The sequence below is a fragment of the Serratia sp. CY44782 genome (assembly GCF_052168715.1).
In the GTDB taxonomy this organism is placed as follows: domain Bacteria; phylum Pseudomonadota; class Gammaproteobacteria; order Enterobacterales; family Enterobacteriaceae; genus Serratia; species Serratia nevei.
Window position 1 is genome coordinate 252,803 of sequence record NZ_JBJNME010000001.1, and the last position, 19,814, is coordinate 272,616.

17 protein-coding genes are annotated in these 19,814 nt (G+C 58.6%); 5 read left to right on the plus strand and 12 right to left on the minus strand.

Annotated elements, in window-relative coordinates; genetic code table 11:
• Nucleotides 1–61: 61 nt before the first annotated feature.
• Nucleotides 62–1,843 (minus strand): LPS biosynthesis-modulating metalloenzyme YejM, encoded by a 1,782-nt coding sequence (yejM, locus tag ACJ8HT_RS01235; RefSeq protein ID WP_194572931.1) that lies wholly within the window; start codon nucleotides 1,841–1,843, stop codon nucleotides 62–64.
• Nucleotides 1,844–1,852: 9 nt separating this feature from the next.
• Nucleotides 1,853–2,080: a YejL family protein gene (locus tag ACJ8HT_RS01240; protein ID WP_004935782.1), complete on the minus strand. Its 228-nt coding sequence runs from the start codon at nucleotides 2,078–2,080 to the stop codon at nucleotides 1,853–1,855.
• 211 nt (nucleotides 2,081–2,291) lie between these two features.
• On the opposite strand from ACJ8HT_RS01240, the gene yejK reads away from it, so the two are divergent.
• Nucleotides 2,292–3,299 carry a nucleoid-associated protein YejK gene (gene yejK, locus ACJ8HT_RS01245; protein WP_060420164.1) on the plus strand — a complete coding sequence of 336 codons (1,008 nt, stop codon included), beginning with the start codon at nucleotides 2,292–2,294 and terminating at the stop codon, nucleotides 3,297–3,299.
• A gap of 84 nt (nucleotides 3,300–3,383) precedes the next feature.
• Here the strand turns inward: yejK and rplY are convergent, their stop codons facing one another.
• The gene (gene rplY, locus ACJ8HT_RS01250; RefSeq protein ID WP_019453645.1) at nucleotides 3,384–3,668 is read right to left on the minus strand and encodes a 50S ribosomal protein L25; all 285 of its coding nucleotides are present in this window, start codon (nucleotides 3,666–3,668) and stop codon (nucleotides 3,384–3,386) included.
• A 162-nt stretch (nucleotides 3,669–3,830) separates the two neighbouring features.
• Entirely contained in the window at nucleotides 3,831–5,588 is a 1,758-nt protein-coding gene (locus tag ACJ8HT_RS01255; protein WP_197652419.1) for a DEAD/DEAH box helicase, read from the minus strand.
• 318 nt (nucleotides 5,589–5,906) lie between these two features.
• Between ACJ8HT_RS01255 and rsuA the strand changes: the two genes are divergently transcribed.
• From rsuA to ACJ8HT_RS01270, 3 genes are all read left to right on the plus strand, one after another.
• The gene (gene rsuA, locus ACJ8HT_RS01260) at nucleotides 5,907–6,620 is read left to right on the plus strand and encodes a 16S rRNA pseudouridine(516) synthase RsuA (RefSeq protein WP_060420171.1); all 714 of its coding nucleotides are present in this window, start codon (nucleotides 5,907–5,909) and stop codon (nucleotides 6,618–6,620) included.
• Nucleotides 6,621–6,660: 40 nt separating this feature from the next.
• A complete protein-coding gene (locus ACJ8HT_RS01265) occupies nucleotides 6,661–7,857 on the plus strand; it encodes a Bcr/CflA family multidrug efflux MFS transporter (protein ID WP_047730236.1) in 1,197 nt (398 codons plus the stop codon).
• Nucleotides 7,858–8,451: 594 nt separating this feature from the next.
• Nucleotides 8,452–8,796 (plus strand): YejG family protein, encoded by a 345-nt coding sequence (locus ACJ8HT_RS01270; RefSeq protein ID WP_047730237.1) that lies wholly within the window; start codon nucleotides 8,452–8,454, stop codon nucleotides 8,794–8,796.
• Nucleotides 8,797–8,805: 9 nt separating this feature from the next.
• On the opposite strand, the gene yejF is transcribed toward ACJ8HT_RS01270, so the two are convergent.
• The 8 genes from yejF to ACJ8HT_RS01310 form a co-directional block, all read right to left on the minus strand.
• A complete protein-coding gene (gene yejF / locus ACJ8HT_RS01275) occupies nucleotides 8,806–10,416 on the minus strand; it encodes a microcin C ABC transporter ATP-binding protein YejF (RefSeq protein WP_197652420.1) in 1,611 nt (536 codons plus the stop codon).
• 1 nt (nucleotide 10,417) lies between these two features.
• Nucleotides 10,418–11,443, minus strand: a complete 1,026-nt coding sequence (locus ACJ8HT_RS01280; RefSeq protein WP_060420176.1) for an ABC transporter permease — start codon at nucleotides 11,441–11,443, stop codon at nucleotides 10,418–10,420.
• On the minus strand, nucleotides 11,440–12,531 hold the full coding sequence (locus ACJ8HT_RS01285; protein WP_060420179.1) for a microcin C ABC transporter permease YejB: 1,092 nt from the start codon (nucleotides 12,529–12,531) through the stop codon (nucleotides 11,440–11,442). The genes ACJ8HT_RS01280 and ACJ8HT_RS01285 overlap by 4 nt, the downstream gene beginning before the upstream one ends.
• Nucleotides 12,532–12,540: 9 nt before the next feature.
• On the minus strand, nucleotides 12,541–14,349 hold the full coding sequence (locus ACJ8HT_RS01290) for an extracellular solute-binding protein (RefSeq protein WP_197652421.1): 1,809 nt from the start codon (nucleotides 14,347–14,349) through the stop codon (nucleotides 12,541–12,543).
• Nucleotides 14,350–14,441: 92 nt separating this feature from the next.
• Nucleotides 14,442–16,025 carry a cyclic di-GMP phosphodiesterase gene (locus ACJ8HT_RS01295; RefSeq protein WP_197652422.1) on the minus strand — a complete coding sequence of 528 codons (1,584 nt, stop codon included), beginning with the start codon at nucleotides 16,023–16,025 and terminating at the stop codon, nucleotides 14,442–14,444.
• Between the two features lie 411 nt (nucleotides 16,026–16,436).
• Nucleotides 16,437–17,012 carry a bifunctional murein DD-endopeptidase/murein LD-carboxypeptidase gene (mepS, locus tag ACJ8HT_RS01300; protein WP_038876300.1) on the minus strand — a complete coding sequence of 192 codons (576 nt, stop codon included), beginning with the start codon at nucleotides 17,010–17,012 and terminating at the stop codon, nucleotides 16,437–16,439.
• 410 nt (nucleotides 17,013–17,422) lie between these two features.
• Nucleotides 17,423–18,133, minus strand: coding sequence for a phosphatase PAP2 family protein (locus ACJ8HT_RS01305; RefSeq protein WP_049199353.1), 711 nt, complete (start codon nucleotides 18,131–18,133; stop codon nucleotides 17,423–17,425).
• A gap of 77 nt (nucleotides 18,134–18,210) precedes the next feature.
• A complete protein-coding gene (locus tag ACJ8HT_RS01310) occupies nucleotides 18,211–19,185 on the minus strand; it encodes a CobW family GTP-binding protein (RefSeq protein WP_197652423.1) in 975 nt (324 codons plus the stop codon).
• Nucleotides 19,186–19,503: 318 nt separating this feature from the next.
• Here ACJ8HT_RS01310 and ACJ8HT_RS01315 point away from each other — a divergent pair, with 318 nt between their 5' ends.
• Nucleotides 19,504–19,812, plus strand: coding sequence for a type 1 fimbrial protein (locus ACJ8HT_RS01315; RefSeq protein WP_033639838.1), 309 nt, complete (start codon nucleotides 19,504–19,506; stop codon nucleotides 19,810–19,812).
• The last annotated feature ends 2 nt before the right edge of the window (nucleotides 19,813–19,814 follow it).

Sequence of the window (19,814 nt, forward strand, 5' to 3'; positions counted from 1 at the left end):
ACTACCGATTCCCGATGTTAATGCAAGCGCCTCGCCACTTGATTGCTTTAGTTTTAAGCAGTTAGTTGGCGATAAAACGTTTTACATCGGTCAGCACCTGCAACAGCAGAGCAAGTTGCGGTTTCTCGTCTTTTATCTCTTCGCCGTTCTGATCGTAGACGCGATAGTTGCCGCTGTTGTCCAGCATCAGCGTTTGTGTCGGCGTGGTGATCACCAGCTGGTTGCCATCGCCGGTGGCGATCCAGTTGTTGCGGCGCTGGGCGGTGAACAGATCTTCGCCCTGCGAATAATCTTTCGGCGCGGTCTTCACGTGCAGCAACCGTTGCATCAGGGTGCGCATCACGTCGTTATGGCCGGTCAGCTTACTGATGGTCTGTGCCGGGGTGCCCGGCCAGTGGATCACCAAAGGTACCTGCAACTGCGCCTGATTGAAGGCGGTGCCGGCCCCCCATTGGTCTTTGCCGCTGTCGTTGAATTCGACGCCGTGCTCGGCGGTGATCACCACCACGGTTTTATCCAATAGGCCGCGCTGTTTCAGGGTGTCCAGCACCTGGGCTATCTGGGCGTCCACGTCTTGCGCGCCGGTACGATAGCGCTGGATAAAGTCGGCCGGCGCCGGGGTTTTGGCACCTTCGGCCGGCTCGGCGCCGCTGAAGTTGATATAGGAGAACCACGGCTCTTTATCGCCCTGATCCGTCAGCCAGCGCTGCCATTGCTGCGTGGTTTGCGCGTCGCTTTGCGGCGCCGGCGTCGGCAGCGAGAAGTCGGTCAACAGGGCCTGACGGTACAGGCTGGCGTTGAAGCCGTCGGAGGAGAATAGCCCCAGCTGGTAGCCCTGATCGCTGAGCGCATTGATCAGCGCCGACGGCTTGCGCCCGGCGAGCACGCTGTCCAGATAGGTCGGGGAAATGCCGTAGAACAGGCCGAACAGCCCGGTATCGGCATGGTTGCCTGAACTGTAGTGATCGCTGAAACGCACGTTTTCCTGGGCGAAGCGCGTCAGCGCCGGCATGTCTTGCGCCACGTCTTTGGCGCGAATGCCGTCTACCACGATCATCAGCAGGTTATAGCCGCTGCCTTTATCGCCGTAGCTGAGATCGCTGAGCGGATATTCCACCGCCACCGCTTCCGGATTGCCCTGTTGCACCAGGCGGCGCTCATACTCTTGTTGGTCGAGCAGGCCGTGTTTTTCGAGGAACTTGCGCGCGGTCATCGGGTACGAGAGCGGCAGGTTGGCTCGCTGCATGGTGATCGGGCGATAGAAGTTGGCGTCGGCCCAGATATAAATCAGGTGCGAAGCGAAAAAGGCGCTGATAAACAGCGCCGCCAGCGGCTTGCCGAAACGGCGGCGATTCAGGCTGCGCAGCTTTTGCCAGCTCCAGGTGCCGAACAGCATCTCCACCAGGAAGAGCACCGGCACGCAGATAAACATCAGCTGCCAGTCGCGTGAAAGCTCGCTTTGGTCCGGGTTGACCACCAGATCCCACACCACCGGATTGAGGTGCAGGTGGAAATGGGAGAACACTTCGCTGTCGACCAGCAACAGCGTGAGCCCGGCGGTGGCCAGCGCGGCGGAAATAAATCGCAGCAGCCGCTGCGACATCACCACGAAGGTGAGCGGGAAGATCACCAGCAAATAGCCGGCGAACACGATAAAGCTGAAATGCCCCAGCAGGCTGACCAGGGCATAGACGCGGCCCAGCAGGGAAGCGGGCCAGTCGGTGACAAACAGGTAGCGGCTGCCCAGCCCAAGGGCGAGCAGAATGTTGAATAAGGCGAACCAGTGCCCCCAGCTGATCATCTGGGAGACTTTTTCACGATAACGCTGACGGTTTGTCACCATAAGTCAATATTAATGCGCTTTATCTTCACGGACAGAAGCCTGCAGGGCTTCCGCGAACGATCTCGCCAGGGTTTTCCGCTGCGCGGGGGCAACGCTGGTGTTGATCAAATTAGTGACCATGTTGCCCAGCACCATCAGGGAAAGATCGGTGGGGGTATGGTGTTTTTCCAGAACATTGACCAGCTCTGAGAGCAGTTGTTCAACGTGTTCGTCACTGTAACGGGATGATTGTGGCATAAAATTGCGCTTAGTAATCTGCAAAGTGCTCTATCTTACCGTATAGGACAGTGATTTTCCGCTCTTTTATCACTTCCTGTCATTCGGGAAATCGTTCGCCCGTGCCGGGGCGGCCCCTCGCTGCGCCTTTCCGGTTTGCCGCGGTTTTTTAGTATTGCAGGGCGGGGCCTTCAGTGTTTGAATACGCGCCTAAAGAACAGGAGGATTTACCATGAGTCTGGATATCGACCAGATCGCTCTGCATCAGTTGGTGAAACGCGACGAGCAAACGCTGGACGTGGTGCTGCGCGATTCCTTGCTTCCCGCCAACGCGGCGGTGGAAGAAATGATGGCGGAACTGCATCGCGTCTACAGCGCCAAGAGCAAGGCCTTAGGCCTGTTCAACGAAGGCAGCGAATTGGCGGAAGCGCTGCGCACCTGCCGCAAGGACGATAAAGACTTTCTGGCCTTCAGCCGCGCGGCGACCGGCCGCCTGCGCGACGAACTGGCGAAGTATCCGTTCGCCGAAGGCGGCGTGGTACTGTTCGGCCAATACCGCTATCTGGCGGTGGAGTACCTGCTGATCGCGGTGTTGAACAGCCGTAACAGCATGCGCGTCAACGAAGAGCTGGATATCAACACCACGCACTATCTGGACATCAACAACGCCGATATCGTTGCGCGCATCGATCTGACCGAGTGGGAAACCAACCCGGAATCGACCCGCTACCTGACCTTCCTGCGCGGGCGCGTGGGCCGCAAGGTCGCCGACTTCTTCATGGACTTCCTGGCGGCGTCCGAAGGGTTGGACACCAAGGCGCAAAACCGCGGGCTGCTGCAGGCGGTAGACGACTATTGCGCCGATGCGCAGCTGGACAAGAACGAGCGCCAGTCGGTGCGCCAGCAGGTGTACAGCTATTGCAATGAACAGCTGCAGGCGGGCGAAGAGATTGAACTGCAGGCGCTGTCGCAGGAGCTGTCGCCGGTCGGCGAGAAAGACTTCATGCAGTTCTCCAGCGAGCAAGGGTATGAGCTGGAAGAGAGCTTCCCGGCGGATCGCGGCACGCTGCGCCAGCTGACCAAATTTGCCGGCAGCGGCGGCGGCATCAGCCTGAACTTCGACGCCATGCTGCTTGGCGAGCGCATTTTCTGGGATGCGGCCACCGACACGCTGACCATCAAAGGCACGCCGCCGAACCTGCGCGATCAGCTGCAGCGCCGGACCGGCAGCGGCAAGTAAGCTTGCCGAATCGCAGACAATAAAAAACGCCGCAATTGCGGCGTTCTTTATTTCGGCGTCCCGAAAGGTTCGAAAACGTAGCGATTAAACGCGAACGAAGTCGATGTGAGCCAGTTTTGGCTTGAACGGGTGACGCTGTACAGCCTGAACCTTAACTTTGGTTTCTTTACCGTCGATAACCAGAGTTACTGCTTCGCTGTAGAATTCTGGTTTAGCTTCCATGTTCTTAACAGAATCATGGTCCAATTCGATGGAAACTGCAGCTTCTTTGCCACCGTAAACGATAGCTGGGAATTTGTTTGCTGCACGCAGGCGGCGGCTCGCACCTTTACCCTGGTCTTTACGTACTTCTACATTGATAGTGAACATTGTTTTTTCTCTTAAAAGAAAATTTACCCTGCTACAGGCGACCCAAGTAGCAAGTTCGGAAACCCGCTTTAACGCTGGGCAGGCCCAGGTAAAGCGCGCGGCATTTTAACGGAAAGCCGCCAGCAGGGCAACGAAAACCTGCCCAGGTTGGGGACAGTTCGCTCAGGCCAATTGATTGGCGCGGCGGAAACGGCCTTGATAATCGAACACTTTCTCGCGCACCTGCCAAAACTGCCCGCGTTTGCGCGCCACCACGAAATCCGGATGGCGCAGCGCCTGCTGTTGCGCCAGCACGTCGGCGGCGGTGTGCCAGGCGAACGGCACGCCCGGCGCGCGCTGATGCGGGCGCAGGAACAGCATCTCAAACGCTTTGCGCTGCGCCGGCGTCTGCAGGCGGAAGCGCTCGCTGGTGCTGGTGCCGTCCTCGTCGTAATAGGTGGCCTTCAGCCATTCGCCCTTGTCGTCGCGGCCGCTCTGCAGTTCCATGCCGCCGCAGCGCAGCACCAGCGCGTCTTTCAGCTTCAGTGCCGCCTTCAGCATGTCGTCGGGATCGACCAGCACTTCCTGGCACTGATGGCAGCGGCGCGCGGCGATGTCGTTCTCCGCGCCGCAGTGCGGGCAGCTCTTGAACCGGAAGCGGTAATCGCACTGCTCGCGGTGGCCGTCGTCGTCCTCCAACCAGCCCTGACAGCGGCGGCCGTAGTGCTCGATAATGTCGCCGTTTTCGGTGCACTTGCCCCAGAACAGGTTGGCGAAGCCGCAGGCCGGGCAGAACACCTGCACCGGTTGGCTGTCGCCGTGCGGCTTGCTGACGCCGACCTCCGGCGTGAACAGATCGTGCGGGTTGCCGGCGTAGTCGAGGATCAGGCAATCCTCCTTGCCGGGCGCCAGCCGCAGCCCGCGGCCGACGATCTGCTGATACAAGCTGACGGACTCGGTCGGGCGCAGGATAGCGATCAGATCGACGTGTGGCGCGTCGAAGCCGGTGGTCAACACCGCCACGTTGACCAGATAGCGCAGCCGCTGCTGTTTGAACGCCTCGATCAGCGCATCGCGCTCGGCGGGTGGCGTTTCGGCGCTGACCAGCGCGGCCTCGCCGTTCGGCAGCAGGCCGTGGATCTCGCGGGCGTGCTCGACGGTAGCGGCGAAGATCATCACCCCTTTGCGGTCTTCGGCGTACTCCACAATCTGGCTGATGATGTGTGGCGTGACGCGGTGTTGCCGCTTCAGCTCGCGGTTCAGATCTGCTTCGCTGAACAGGCCGTTGCTTCTGGCCTCCAGCCGGCTGAAATCGTACTGCACGATCGGCATGTCCAGCCGCTCAGGCGGTACCAGGAAGCCGTTCTTAATCATATAGCGCAGCGGCAGCTCGTAGATGCAGTCGCGAAACAGGCTGGCGCCGTCGCCGCGGGTGAAGCCGTGGTAGTGATACTGGTAAATCCAGCCCTTGCCCAGGCGATAGGGCGTGGCGGTCAGCCCCAGCAGCCGCAGCTGCGGGTTGGTTTTCTGCAAATGCTGGATGATTTGCTGGTACTGGCTGTCGTCGTCGTCGCTGATGCGGTGGCATTCATCGACGATCAGCAGCGAAAAGGCGCCGTCGAACAGCGGCAGGTTGCGCGCCACCGACTGCACGCTGCCGAACACCACCTTGCCGGCGCTCTCTTTCTGCTGCAGACCGGCGGCGAAGATGTCCGCCTCCAGGCCGTAGGCGCAGTATTTGGCGTGGTTTTGTGCCACCAGTTCCTTGACGTGCGCCAACACTAGCACCCGCCCGCGGGCGCGCTTCGCCAGCTCGGCGATCACCAGGCTTTTGCCGGCGCCGGTCGGCAGCACGATCAGCGCCGGTTCGGGATGCCGACGAAAATGATTGATGGTGGCTTCGACCGCTTCCAGTTGGTAGGGGCGTAGGGTAAAGGCCATAAATGAACGCCGTGGGTTGGGATGGGCCGTCGGGAAGCGGCTTTGTCACCGCTGTTTCCACAGAAACCGTGACATTCTACTCCCCGGACAGCCGAAAAATTTCTATTATTATGCCTTCTGCGCGCGCGCGGTGCGAGGAGCGTGAAAATTACCTCTGTCGGGCAACGCGTTGTGCCGCTATACTCGTGTGACAGCAATCGCTGTTCCCCCACGCGATTTCCCCCCTGAACCTGCCAATTGCACCCGGTGCAACGGCGGGCGTCATATTTTGGCAATACGATCAATGCGATCATAACAACGACAGGCAAAGCAGATCCCATGCGATTGGACAAGTTTTTATCTCAGCAGTTAGGTATCAGCCGTGCGCTGGTGGCGCGCGAACTTCGGGCAAAACGCGTCACCGTGGACGGTGAGGTGGTGAAGAGCGGGGCGATCAAACTGACCCCGGAGCAAGAAGTGGCGTTCGACGGCAATCCGCTGCAGCAGCAGAACGGCCCGCGCTATTTCATGCTCAACAAACCGCAGGGCTACGTCTGCTCCACCGACGATCCCGATCATCCGACGGTGCTGTATTTTCTCGATGAACCGGTCGCGTACAAGCTGCACGCCGCCGGACGGCTGGATATCGACACCACCGGGCTGGTGTTGATGACCGACGACGGCCAGTGGTCGCACCGCGTCACGTCGCCGCGCCACCACTGCGAAAAAACCTATCTGGTAACGTTGGAGCATCCGCTGGCGGAAGACACCGCGCAGCGTTTCGCCGAAGGGGTGCAACTGCACAACGAGAAAGACCTGACGCGCCCGGCGACGCTGGAGCAGGTTGACGAGCGCGTAGTGCGCCTGACCCTCAGCGAAGGGCGTTACCACCAGGTGAAGCGGATGTTCGCTGCCGTCGGCAACCGGGTGATCGAGTTGCACCGTGAGCGTATTGGCGCCATCGTGCTGGATGACGATCTGGCGCCGGGCGAATACCGCCCGCTGACCGAAGAAGAGATCGCCAGCGTGGGCGCGCCGCACCTGCAGGACTGAAACCTATCATTGATTGCGGCCGATTAAGGAGTCGTGAAACGTGCAACAGAACCGAACCTCTCATCTCGGTTTGATTTTCATTCTGGGCCTGCTGTCCATGTTGATGCCGTTGGCCATCGACATGTACTTGCCCAGTATGCCGGTGATCGCCGCCCAGTTTGGCGTCGAGTCCGGCAGCGTGCAGATGACCCTCAGCGCCTATATGCTCGGCTTTGCCTTCGGGCAGCTGTTCTATGGGCCGATGTCGGACAGCCTCGGCCGCAAGCCGGTGATCCTGTGGGGAACGCTGATCTTCGCCATCGCCGGCTGCGCCTGCGCCATGGCGCAATCGATCGATCAGCTGATCGGGCTGCGTTTCCTGCACGGCCTGGCCGCCGCTGCCGCCAGCGTGGTGATCAACGCCCTGATGCGCGATATGTTCACCAAGGATGAGTTCTCGCGCATGATGTCATTCGTCATTCTGGTGATGACCATCGCGCCGCTGCTGGCGCCGATGATCGGCGGCGCGCTGCTGCTGTGGTTCAGCTGGCACGCCATCTTTTGGACCATGGGCGCCGCGGCGTTGATCGGTTCACTGCTGGTGGCCCTGTTCATCAAGGAGACGCTGCCGAAAGAGCGCCGACAACGGTTCCACCTGCGCACCACGCTGGGCAACTTCGGTTCGCTGTTCCGCCATAAGCGGGTGCTGAGCTACATGTTGGCCAGCGCCTTCTCGTTTGCGGGCATGTTTTCTTTCCTCAGCGCCGGGCCGTTCGTCTACATCGAACTGAACCACGTTTCGCCGCAGCATTTCGGCTACTATTTTGCGCTGAACATCGTCTTCCTGTTCCTGACGACGCTGATCAACAGCCGCAACGTGCGGCGGTTCGGCGCGGTCAAGATGTTCAAGCTGGGGCTGTTGGTACAGTTGGCGATGGGGCTGTGGCTGGTGGCGGTGAGCGCCGTCGGCCTGGGCTTCTGGGCGCTGGTGATCGGCGTTGCGGTCTATCTGGGGTGCATCGCGATGATCTCCTCCAACGCCATGGCGGTGATCCTGGATGATTTCCCGCATATGGCGGGCACTGCGTCTTCGCTGGCCGGCACGTTGCGCTTCAGCATCGGCGCGCTGGTGGGGGCGGTCCTGTCGATGGCGCCGGGTAAAAGCGCGTGGCCCATGGTTACCTCAATGGCGCTGTGCAGCATCGTGGCGGTGCTGTTTTATCTTTACGCCAGCCGGCCACGCGATCGCGCGGCCTGACGTTCTCCCAATGCGGGGCGTGTCGCCCCGAATCGTCATAGGGTTGCGCCTTGCCATTTCAGGGTGCAACTGGCAATTGAAATTTTGTTGCTAAATATACGCAAGCTAATCAATTGGCCATTTTCCCCTCTGTGTGTTTTTTGTTAAAAAATTCCGCCGCCGCACCACCCCATATTCCCCGGGAGGCGCGGCGTTCTGCCGGCTGAGCGTGGCGAGTGGTTTGTATTAGGATTGATGTAAATCAAGGCATTAGCAGGAGAGGCTGCGCTAACGTGGTGGGGCAAATGTTTCTTCATTGTAAAAATATGGCGACGGAAAAGTAGTCGCATTGCAAGAAAAAAGAGTTGAGATCGCTGCGGGAAAGGGTTACATATAACGCAAAAATGCGAGCTGAGTCGCAAAATGCCGTGAAATAACACCGCACGGCGCGCCAAAAAATGGCACGGCATCGGCAAGCACGGGGTCTGGTTAATGGCTAGCGGCAAAATTTACATTTAAATAACATTTGTGCGCGGCAGAGTCGGGAGTCAGCGGCTATAACTTAGTAACCCTGTCAGGTAAAAGTGTTTCACCTTTTCAATCTAGGGATTTCATGTGGAGAATATCCAACTTTCGGTAGTGCATCGCTTGCCGCAAAGTTATCGTTGGCTATCCGGTTTCACCGGCGTGAAGGTAGAACCGATTCCGTTTAACGGAATAGACGAAGATAACAACCTGATAGGGCTGAAGTTACTCAGCCATGAAGGGGCCGAGGCCTGGCAGGTAATGCAACAGCTCAATCTGTCGCTGCAGGAGATTCAGGTCGACTGCGCGATCGTCGAATGGGAAGGGGAGCCTTGCCTGTTCGTGCAGCGCAGCGACGAGAGCGCCACCATGTGCCGCCTGAAAAACGTCGGCGCCGCGATCGCCGAACCGCTCAGCGCGCAATACCCCTTCTAGAATTCGCCGCTAATCCGCCAACTGCAGCAGTTGACGGGTATAGTCGGCGGCGGGCGCCGCGAAAATCGCCCGGCAGTCTCCCTGTTCAACCACTTCTCCCTGGCGCAACACGATGACATGGTGGCATAGCGAACGCACCACCTGCAGGTCATGACTGATGAACAGATAAGCCAGTCGGTGGCGTTGCTGCAGCGATTTCAGCAGCGTCAGGATCTGCGCCTGCACCGATTTATCCAGCGAAGAGGTCGGCTCGTCGAGGATCAGCAGCTGTGGCTGCAGGATCAGCGCGCGCGCGATGGCAATACGCTGGCGCTGCCCGCCGGAAAACTCGGTGGGATAGCGATGGCGCAGCTGCGGATCTAGGCCGACTTCCTGCAACACCTCGATCACGCGCTGTTCCCGCTGCTCTGCGCTAAGCCGCTGGTGCACTTCCAGCCCTTCGGCGATGATTTGCTGCACGTTCAGGCGCGGGTTCAGGGCGGAGTAGGGATCCTGGAAGACGATTTGCATCCGGCTGCGGTAGGGCAGCATCTGCTTCATCGTGAGCGGGTGCAGCGGTTCGCCGTCGAACCAGATGGCGCCCTGCGAGGCCAACAGGCGCAGCAGCGCCAGCCCGGTGGTGCTTTTACCCGAGCCGGATTCTCCCACCAGCCCCACGCTTTCCCCGGCGCGCAGCTCGAAACTCAATGATTTCAATGCATAGTGATAATCCACCGTGCGGCGCAGCAGGCCGCGGCGGATGGGGAAGCGTACCTGCAGATCTTCCACCTTGAGCAGCGGCCGCTCATCGCCGGGGCGCCCGTTGGCTGCGGCAGGCAGCGGCAGCGGTTCACCGACGTCCTCGGCGGCCAGCAGCTGCTGCGTGTAAGGATGCTGCGGCCGGCTGAACAGCTGCGCACGGCCGTTTTGCTCCACGCAGCGCCCCTGACGCATCACCGCTACGTTGTCCGCCAGGCGGCGCACGATATTCAGGTTATGGGTGATGAACAACAGCCCCATGCCCATCTCCTGCTTCAGCTCTTGCAGCAGCGTCAGGATCTGCGCCTGGATAGTGACGTCGAGCGCGGTGGTGGGCTCGTCGGCGATCAGCAGTTTCGGGCGAGTCAGCACCGCCATGGCGATCATCACCCGCTGGCGTTCACCGCCGGACAGCTGATGCGGGTAATCCTGCAGCCGGCTTTTGGCCTGACGGATGCCGACGCGCTCCAGGCATTCGACGATCTCTGCGCGCGCGGCTTCGCGCCGCAGGCCGCGGTGCAGCATCAGCACTTCCGCGAGCTGTTTTTCGATGGTGTGCAGCGGGTTAAGCGACACCATCGGTTCCTGAAAGATCATCGCGATCTGATTGCCGCGCACCTTGCGCAGCGCCGCTTCCGGCGCATGCAGCAACGAGTCGCCGTTGAACAGGATATCACCGGCAGGGTAAACCACCGGCGGCGCGGGCAGCAGGCGCAGTATCGACAGGGCGGTGACGCTTTTGCCGGAGCCGGATTCCCCCACCAGCGCCAGCGTTTCCGCCGGCGCGATTTGCAGCGAGAGTTCGTTGACCACCGGCGTGACGGTGTCGCCCTGGCGAAAGGCGATGCTGAGATCCTGAATAGCGAGCAAAGGAGTGGCCATATTAATGCGCCTTGCTGGGGTCAAAGGCGTCGCGCACCGCTTCGCCGATAAAGATTAATAACGACAGCAGCACCGCCAAGACCAGGAAGGCGGTGATGCCGAGCCACGGTGCCTGCAGATTGTTTTTGCCCTGCAGCAGCAATTCGCCGAGCGACGGCGAGCCTATCGGCAGACCGAAACCGAGGAAATCGAGCGACGTCAGGGTGGTGATCGAGCCGCACAGGATAAACGGCAGGAAGGTCAGCGTCGCCACCATGGCGTTGGGCAGCATATGGCGGGACATGATCACCCGATCCGGTACGCCCATGGCGCGCGCGGCGCGGATGTAGTCAAAATTGCGCGTGCGCAGGAATTCGGCGCGCACCACCCCCACCAGGCTCATCCAGCCGAACAGGATGGTGATACCGAGCAGCCACCAGAAATTGGGCTGGACGATGCTCGACAGCAGAATGATCAGAAACAGCGTCGGCATGCCCGACCACACTTCGATAAAGCGTTGCCCCCACAGATCGAAACGCCCGCCGTAATACCCCTGGGTCGCGCCGACGCACACGCCGATCAGGCTGGAAAACAGCGTCAACGCCAGGCCGAACAGCATCGAGATGCGAAAACCGTACAGAACACGAGCGAGCACGTCGCCGCCGTTGCTGTCGGTGCCCAGCAGGTTGTGGCGCGAAGGCGGCGAGGGGAAGGGCACCTCGGTGGCGAAGTTGATGGTGTCGTAGCTGAAGCGGATCGGTGCCCAAACCGCCCAGCCGTGCCGTTCGATCTGCCGCTGTACGAACGGATCCTGATAGTCGGCTTCGGTGTTCAGCTCGCCGCCGAAGGCGGTTTCGCTGTAGTTAATCATAAACGGCAGGTACAACCGGCCTTCATAACGCACCAACAGCGGTTTGTCATTGGCGATCAGATCGGCGGCCAGGCTCAGGGTGAACAGCACCAAGAAGATCCACAGCGACCAGTAGCCGCGGCGGTTGCGGCGAAAACGCGCCCAGCGCGCCTGGTTGATCGGGCTAAGGCGGCTCATTGGCGGGCCTCGAAGTCAATGCGCGGATCGACCAGGGTGTAGGTGATATCGCTGAGGATATTCAACAGCAGGCCGATCAGGGTGAAGATATACAGCGTGCCGAACATCACCGGGTAGTCGCGCTGCAGCGTGGCGTCGTAGCCCAGCAGCCCCAGGCCGTTGAGCGAGAACATCACCTCAATCAGCAGCGAGCCGGTGAAGAACATGCTGATAAAGGTGGCCGGAAAACCGGCGATCACCAGCAGCATGGCGTTGCGGAACACGTGGCGGTACAGGATTTTTTTCTCATCCAGCCCTTTGGCGCGGGCGGTGGTGACGTACTGCTTGCGGATCTCGTCGAGGAACGAGTTCTTGGTCAGCATGGTCAGGGTGGCGAAGCCGCCGATCACCGTCGCCAGCACCGGCAGGGTGATGTGCCACAGGTAGTCGGCGATCTTTGCTGGCCACGAGAGGGTGTCGAAGTTGCTGGACACCAGGCCGCGCAGCGGGAACCAGTCGAGGTAGCTGCCGCCGGCGAACAGCACGATCATCAGGATGGCGAACAGGAAAGCCGGAATGGCGTAGCCGATGATGATCAGCGTGCTGCTCCAGGTATCGAAGGCGCTGCCGTTGTGGACGGCCTTGCGGATGCCGAGCGGGATCGACACCAGGTAAATGATCAGCGTGCTCCAAAGGCCCAGCGTGATGGAGACCGGCAGGCTCTGGCCGATCAGCTGCATCACCGAAGCGCCGCGAAACAGGCTGTCGCCGAAGTCGAAGCGCATATAGTTCCACAGCATGGTGAAGTAGCGTTCGTGCAGCGGTTTGTCGAAGCCGTAACGTTGGGTGATCTCGGCGATCACCTCCGGATCCAGGCCGCGCGAACCGCGGTATTGGCCGTCGCCAGCCGCGATGCCCGCCCGGGCATGACCCAGGCCTTCACCTGCGCCGCCGCTGCCAAAACCGCTGCCGTGCCCCAGCTCAATGGCGGCGATGGCCTGATCGACCGGGCCGCCGGGCGCAATTTGCACGATAAAAAAGTTGATGGTGATGATCGCCCACAGCGTGGGGATCACCAGTAACAGTCTGCGTATCAGATAGGCCGCCATTCCGACTCCTTATTGCCGTTGAGCCGGTAAACGCGCCGCCTTGTTGACGTCGTACCACCAGTTATCGAAGCCGATCGCATAGGCCGGGCGGATCGGCGGCGTGGAGAACTTGTCCCAATAGGCGTAGCGATCGTGGTTGGAGTACCACATCGGCAGCATGTAGTTGTTCCAGGTCAGCACCCGGTCCAGCGCGCGGCCGAGCGGCAGCAGGGCTTTTTCGTCGCCCTGATGGGCGGCGATTTGTCTGACCAGGCTGTCGACCGCCGGGTCTTTGACGCCGGCCGTGTTGTAGCTGGAATCGATGTACTGCGAATCCCACAGGATTTGCAGATCGGCGCTGGGGAACGGCATCGCCATGTACACCGTCGACATCATGTCGAAATCGCGCTCGCGCATGCGGCGCGTATATTGCGAGGCGTCGACCTCGCGAATTTGCATCTCGATGCCCAACCGCTGCAGATTGTGGCGGAACGGCAGTACGTACTGGAAGTTGCTGCCGCTCAGCAGCATCAGTTCAAAGGTGAACGGCTGGCCGGTTTTGGCGTTGACCAGCTTTTGATTTTTGACCACCCAACCGGCTTCTTTCAGTAGTTGAGTCGCTTTCAGCAGATTTTGCCGATCGTTGCCGCTGCCGTCGGAGGAGGGCGGCTGGTAGATGCTGGTAAACACCTCAGGTGGCACTTGGCCTTTGAGCGGCGCCAGCAAGGCCAGCTCGGCGGCGTCCGGGTAGCCGCGGGCGGCGTAGGCGGTATTTTGGAAATAGCTGTCGGCGCGCTGATAGGCGTTGTAATACAGCGCCTTGTTCATCCAGTTGAAGTCGAAAGCCAGGCCAATCGCTTCCCGCACCCGCCGATCGGCGAACAGCGGTTTTTGCAGGTTGAACGCCAGCCAGCGGGTATTCTGCGCCGCCTGGTTGGTCTCGTCCTGCTTGATGATGTAGTTGCGCGCGAAGTTGCCGCCCTGATACTGGGTGGCCCAGCTTTTGGGCGACGGCTCGATGCGGAAATCGTAAGCGCCGGCCTTGAAGGCTTCCAGCGCCACTTTGTCGTCCAGGTAATAATCGTAGCGAATGCTGTCGAAGTTATAGCGGCCGCGGTTCACCGGCAGGTTGGCGGCCCAGTAGTCGCGTACTCGCTGGTAGGTGATGTACTGGCCGAGGCGGTAGTCGCCGATTTTATACGGGCCGCTGGCGAGCGGCGGGGTGCTGAGCGGTTCGTTGAGCTTATGGTTTTTCCAGAAGCTTTCCGGCAATACGCGCAGGCTGAGCAGGCTGAGGATTTGCTCACGGTTTGCTTTAGGCAGCTCGATGCGCACCGTCAGCCGGGAAATGGCCTTGACCGTGACGCCTTTGTAATAGGAGCGAAACTGCGGCACGCCTTCGGTCATGAATTTATTGAAGGTGAAGGCCACGTCGGCGGCGGTGATCGGACTGCCGTCTTGGAAGCGGGCGCGCGCGTTGATATCCAATTCCATCCAGCGCATGTCGGCCGGGAAACGGGCCGATTCGGCAATCAGCGGATAATAGCTGCCGGGTTCGTCGTCGGAGTTGGTGAACAGCGTATCGTACAGCTCCATCGTGCGTTCGCCGGGCACGCCGCGGGTGGCGAAGCGGTTGAAGTTGTCGTAGGTGCCGATGGCCGCCAGCCGCACGTCGCCGCCCTTGGGCGCCGCCGGGTTGACGTAGTCGAAATGGCTGAAGTCGGTGGCGTATTTCGGCTCACCGAGAAGGGCGAAAGCGTAGCTTTCGTTGAGGGCTTCGGCCTGCAGACCGAAGCTCAGTGCCGAGAGCACCAAAGCAGCGAAAATGCGCACGGACATCGGACGGTAAGCTCCTGCTGTGGAATAAAGTACAACTGCGCCCAGCATATCATTCTTCGGGCAGGCACAGGGTAAAGATGCTTAAAGATTAACTACTTTTTTGCCTGATAATCAAAGACCTGATGAGCATTACAGTAAGCAACGAAATTGTCGATGCTTAACGGTTTGCTAAAATAGTAGCCCTGCATGAAGTTGACGCCGTGCTCTTGCAGGAACTGCATCTGCTCGGCAGTTTCCACGCCCTCGGCCACCGTCAGCATTTTCAGCTTTTTCGCCAGGGAGATCACCGCATCCAGCACCGGCGCGGTGACCGTGTCCTGGCCGATGGTGTTGACGAAGCCACGGTCGATCTTCAGGTAATCCATAGTGAAGCGTTCAAGGTAGATCAACGCGCTGTGGCCGGTGCCAAAATCGTCCACCGCGATCTCAATGCCCTGTTTGTGCAGCCAGTCGAACTCTGCCAGCGCGCTTTCTTCTTCCACCATGCCGCGCTCGGTGATTTCAAACACCAGCGTAAAATAACTGCCCGGCAGCTGCGCCAACAGTTCATACACGTCCTGGTGGAACGACGCTGCGCTAAGGTGGGTAGGGGAGATGTTGAGGCCGACTTTGCCTCCCTGTGGCAACGCTTTAGCGAGCTGCGGCGCATCTTCGGCGATTAGCCGGAACAGGTGGCGGGTAAGTGGCACGATCAACCCGTTGCTTTCGGCGTAGGGGATAAAGACATCGGGCGGGATGCGGCCCTCGATTGGATGTTGCCAGCGGATCAACGCTTCCAGCCCGCCGATGCTGTTGCTGCTGGTATGGAACACCGGCTGGTATTCGATAAAGAACTCGTTGCGCTTGATGCCGCGCAGCAGCGCGCGTTCGGGGCTTTGCCGCAGCAGCAGCATGTAGTAGCAGAGTACGCCGATCATTAATGACAGCACCAGGCTACCCAGCAGCGTCAGGCGAATGTCGTTGGGCGTCAGCTTCTCGTTGTAGAACATGATGGTCAACGGAAGATTGGGCAGCGTCAGGTTATCCGCCTTGCCTTTCGGCAGCTGTTCGACCGGCATCAGATTCGGGCTGAAGGTGGTCAGCGCGCGTTTGCCCATCACGATGGCGATGCCCGGCGCCTGTTCATCGTGCGAGGTGAACAGCAGATAGGGCATCAGATCGATGTCCAGCGTAGCGAGGATGCCGGTTGCCCGCTCGCCGGGATGCCGCAGCCAAACCGCAACCGCTGGCTTATTTGGCACGATCGGCGTGCCCTGCTGCAGCTTCAGATCCAAAGGCAGATCCCAGTCGATGTCCTGATAGAGGTTTTTCATCGGCAACATCATGTCGCCGGTAGCGGAGGAGCAATAGGCGTAACCGTCCTTCACCAACAGGAAGGTGCGCACGCCGCTGGTAAAGGCCGCCTGGTAGGTAATGTCTGATTGGCTGGAGAGGCAAGGCTTGTCCAGCAGCGGCATCATTTGCTGCATCACGGCCATCAGGTGCGAGATATAGCCCTGCGTGAATTTTTGCGTACGCGCTTCGACCTTGTGTTGATATTGTGTACGCTGGTGGTTGATCAAAGAAAGCGTGACCGCGGTGAATAGCGTAAAAAATACCAGGGCGGCGACACAGCTTTTAGCCAGGCTGCGCTGTCGGTGAGAGACGCTGCGGGCGAAAGCTCTTTTCAAGCCCATAATCGAGTCCTCTGCAACAGGGCGTTAGGAGTGTCGCTCAGCCATTTAATGGATTGTGCCAACGGCTTTTTTTTCATTTTTGCTGTTTATCCCGTACCCAACCGGCGGCGCTGTTTAAATACGCGGCGTCACCGATAAAAATATAATGCGCCTATTTTAAGCGGAAACGTTTTAAATAACGCCGGGGCGCCGTTGCCGTCATCTGACGATAATAGGCGAGTTTTGCTTCGGCAGCGCGATTTCCAGCCAACAGTTTATCAAAATAATGGTGTGCGGCGACGTTAAGCGGGGAAAGGTGACGATAAGGCAGGAATCAATTTCGATGATACCTGTTCGACAGCCAAAAAAACGCCGCCCGTAGGCGGCGCTTATCGCTCGTTTGGTCTTCAGGATCTTCAGGGCATTACGCCGTCAGCCGCTGGTCAGCACCCGACGCGCTTCTCGATAACGTTTATCCCAATAGTTATCGGTCAGCTTGGAAATCATGACGCCACTGCTGGTAGAAGCGTGAACGAATTGATCGTTGCCTAAATAGATGCCGACATGGCGCCCGGTAGAACCGGCGCGGAACAGCACCAAATCGCCGGCGCGCAGCTTGGTGCGCTGGATTTTCTTGCCGAGATCTTCCTGTTCATAGGTAGAACGCGGTAAATCCATACCGAACTGTTCGCGGAAGGTGCGCTGGACAAACGCCGAGCAATCGATGCCGCGCTTGGTGTCACCGCCTAAGCGGTAGCGAACGCCTTTCCAGTCCGCGTACTGATCCATAATCTTTGACTTGACGTCAACGTTGCGGACCATCGCTTCGAATTCATCCTGAGAGGCTTGCAGTAAAAGACCGTCTTTGTCATTAACTGCACGCATCTCAGTTTGTGCGTTATTCAAGTTCGAAGTGTGAGTCGAGCTGCACGCTGACAGCATAACCGCAGCGGCAATTGCAGGGACTACCCGCAAAAAATATCTCAGAAACGGTTGAGATTTGACCATTGTTGTTGTTTTCCCTTGAAGTCCTTAACGACGAAAGTCGCTACCTGAAAAATGCCAAACGGAACGAGCCTAGTCCGCACCTGTTGCATCGACAACCAGTTACCGTTGAAAACGTGCGAGAACGCACATTTTTATCGGATTCCATACTGATTCGACTTAAACCAGGCACAAACGCATCTGAGATTACCGGAACAAATAGGGGATTGCGAGCCTTTTTCCCGTCTTTTTTATATGAATTTGTGATGTAACATAATGTAAATCTTCATATAAAAAACGCCAATTGTCCGATGTATGAATCTGGCGTGAAATCAGGTTGCAAAAGCGTTAACGGACGGCGGTGAGATTTTGCGCGCTGCGCGGGGGGAGAGCACGGGAGGCGGGCGCCTCCCGGAATGAGTCATAGCCGCACGTTATGGTTGGCCGGGGCGGTGCTTGCCGGGCAACAGGCGGTTTAAACGCTCGACAATCCAATCGCTGCAAGGTGTCATCAGCACCCAACTGGCGCCAACCAGTACCACGGACAGTGAGCCGACGGCGATATCGGTAAACCAGTGAGCGCCAATCATCACGCGTGGCAATGAAAAGACCAACGTAATCAGCAGGGCGACGGCGAAGGCGCCGCGGCCGAAATAGCGCAGCATAAAGCAGGAAAAAATAATCAGCATCATGCCGTGGTCGCCGGGGAAGCTGTCGCCGGAAGCGTCCTTGGTCGGGATGCCGGTCAGCTCGCTGACGCGATGGATATTGTCGAAGGTCAGGGTGGGGCTCGGATGTTTCACCGGCAGCAGGTGACCAAGCTGATTCAGCACCACGGCGGTCAGCAGCATTACCACGCCGGTGATCACCAGGCGGCGGCGGCCGGCGGCGTCCTGCTTCAGGTAGAAGTACAGATAAAGCAAGCCCATGGCGAGCAGCGAGATAACGTCGAACGCGCGGTTGTTGGTGATGGCGACCAGGTGCAAAAATGCCGGGTCGGTGGCCAGATGGCGGTTAAAGAAGAAGAAAATCGCCGAATCCAGGGTAAACCAGCCGCCGTGATTGGCCGGCAGGAACCAGGACAGAAACAGCGCAACGCCCAGTAAGTTGAAGAAGAGAATGAAGGGTAAATTGCGGCGTGTCATGACATAACCTGTTGAAAAAATGAAAACGAAACAAAACCCGGCCGCCCTGCGACAACCGGGGGGCAACGGTACGGGGTTTAACTTAAACGAATCTTAAACAAGGCGGATTGCAGGGCGTTCCAGTCGGTATTTTCGCTGTGGATCAGTTCAATCCGGCTGTCGAGCGGCGCGATCGGGCGGGTTTCGATGCTGAGATCCTGCCCCTGGCGATTGATCAGCAACGTACCTTCGGGGATGCGCACCACGCCTTTGGCGCGTTCGACCGGGGCCAGTCGCACCCACTCCATAAAGCTGACGGTGTCGAACTGGGTGTCGCCGTCAAAAATCCAGCCGCAGCTGGTGAAGCCTTGCCCCTCGTTCAGCGCTCGACGCCAGTGGGCGTGCTCCGGCAACCGCAACGCCGCCAGCCCCTGCGTTTTCGCCTGACCATGATGATGCTGCGCGTCCGGTAATTCTGTACGATTCGTGCGCGGGAGGGACAACAGCGCGGTATCCGCTTCGCCTTGCGCGATGGCATAGCAGGGCCGCTGCAGCGGATCTTGCGCCCTCCAGGCTTCCAGCGCCCGCCTGTCTTCCGGCTGATAGGTATCGCTTTTGCTGGCCAGAATAACGTCGGCCGCGGCCAGCTGATCGCGGAAGTTTTCGTTGTCGCGGTAGCGGGGGTGGCTGAGCTGACGGGCATCCAGCAGGCACAGCGTGGCCTGCAGATCGATCCAGCCGGCATAGCTCTCCTGGGTCAGCAGCGACAGGATTTGTTTCGGATGCCCGAGCCCGGTCGGCTCGATCAGCAGCCGGTCCGGTTTGGCCTGCTGCAACAGCATATTCAAGCCCACCTGCATCGGCAGGCCGTTGACGCAGCACATGCAGCCGCCGGGGATCTCTTTGAGCACCGCGCCGGTGTCCGCCAGCAGCGCGCCGTCGATGCCGATCTCGCCGAATTCATTGACCAATACCGCCCAGCGTTCGTGTTCGGGCTTATGGGTCAGCAAATGGCGGATGGTGGTGGTTTTACCGCTGCCGAGGAAGCCGGTAATCAAATTGGTTTTGGTCATTAATAATTCCCGGTGCAAAAATTAACCTGCTTAATAAATGAGTTACGCAGCCTTATCGGTGAAGCGGCGGCGATTTAATTTGTGCTCTATCTCGCAAATTTTGCACGTCACCCTGCGTTTTTCAACCGGTAAAATCCACGGCTCATGACAAGAAAATTCTTAGATAAAACCCTGTATTAGATGCGGTTAACTTTTGTTAGTAGCTTGTTTTTACATTGTTAATGACGCGATTAACGATCAAATATCGTCCCTTTCCTTGCGATTATTCCTAACAAGATCCTCTATGGTTAAATTGGCTTAACTAAAAATGAGGTTGCCATGAATGCCTTTCGGTTATTTTTGATCGTAGGAATGTTGTTTTCATGGACGGCAGTGAGTCATGCAGGAGTGGCCGGCGGGGTAATTCGCTTCGTCGGTTCTATCGTTGAAAGTCCTTGCACGGTCAATATTGCAGATTCTAAGGCGAATACGCAATGTTACCGCAACGGCCAGCGTTATCAGGCCCAGCAAGCGTTGTCAGGTTTTGATACTACACGCAAAGAACTTCCGCTAAATCTAGGCACAACCGAAATGAAGTGGGTAGACCAACAGAAGAAACTCGCTGTTATGACGGTCGTTTATCGTTAAGT

Bases quoted from the DNA above. Each gene is read 5' to 3' on its own strand.
- yejM (WP_194572931.1), bottom strand. From the start codon at position 1,843: ATGGTGACAAACCGTCAGCGTTATCGTGAAAAAGTCTCCCAGATGATC.
- ACJ8HT_RS01240 (WP_004935782.1), bottom strand. From the start codon at position 2,080: ATGCCACAATCATCCCGTTACAGTGACGAACACGTTGAACAACTGCTC.
- yejK (WP_060420164.1), top strand. From the start codon at position 2,292: ATGAGTCTGGATATCGACCAGATCGCTCTGCATCAGTTGGTGAAACGC.
- rplY (WP_019453645.1), bottom strand. From the start codon at position 3,668: ATGTTCACTATCAATGTAGAAGTACGTAAAGACCAGGGTAAAGGTGCG.
- ACJ8HT_RS01255 (WP_197652419.1), bottom strand. From the start codon at position 5,588: ATGGCCTTTACCCTACGCCCCTACCAACTGGAAGCGGTCGAAGCCACC.
- rsuA (WP_060420171.1), top strand. From the start codon at position 5,907: ATGCGATTGGACAAGTTTTTATCTCAGCAGTTAGGTATCAGCCGTGCG.
- yejF (WP_197652420.1), bottom strand. From the start codon at position 10,416: ATGGCCACTCCTTTGCTCGCTATTCAGGATCTCAGCATCGCCTTTCGC.
- ACJ8HT_RS01280 (WP_060420176.1), bottom strand. From the start codon at position 11,443: ATGAGCCGCCTTAGCCCGATCAACCAGGCGCGCTGGGCGCGTTTTCGC.
- ACJ8HT_RS01285 (WP_060420179.1), bottom strand. From the start codon at position 12,531: ATGGCGGCCTATCTGATACGCAGACTGTTACTGGTGATCCCCACGCTG.
- ACJ8HT_RS01290 (WP_197652421.1), bottom strand. From the start codon at position 14,349: ATGTCCGTGCGCATTTTCGCTGCTTTGGTGCTCTCGGCACTGAGCTTC.
- ACJ8HT_RS01295 (WP_197652422.1), bottom strand. From the start codon at position 16,025: ATGGGCTTGAAAAGAGCTTTCGCCCGCAGCGTCTCTCACCGACAGCGC.
- mepS (WP_038876300.1), bottom strand. From the start codon at position 17,012: ATGGTCAAATCTCAACCGTTTCTGAGATATTTTTTGCGGGTAGTCCCT.
- ACJ8HT_RS01305 (WP_049199353.1), bottom strand. From the start codon at position 18,133: ATGACACGCCGCAATTTACCCTTCATTCTCTTCTTCAACTTACTGGGC.
- ACJ8HT_RS01310 (WP_197652423.1), bottom strand. From the start codon at position 19,185: ATGACCAAAACCAATTTGATTACCGGCTTCCTCGGCAGCGGTAAAACC.
- ACJ8HT_RS01315 (WP_033639838.1), top strand. From the start codon at position 19,504: ATGAATGCCTTTCGGTTATTTTTGATCGTAGGAATGTTGTTTTCATGG.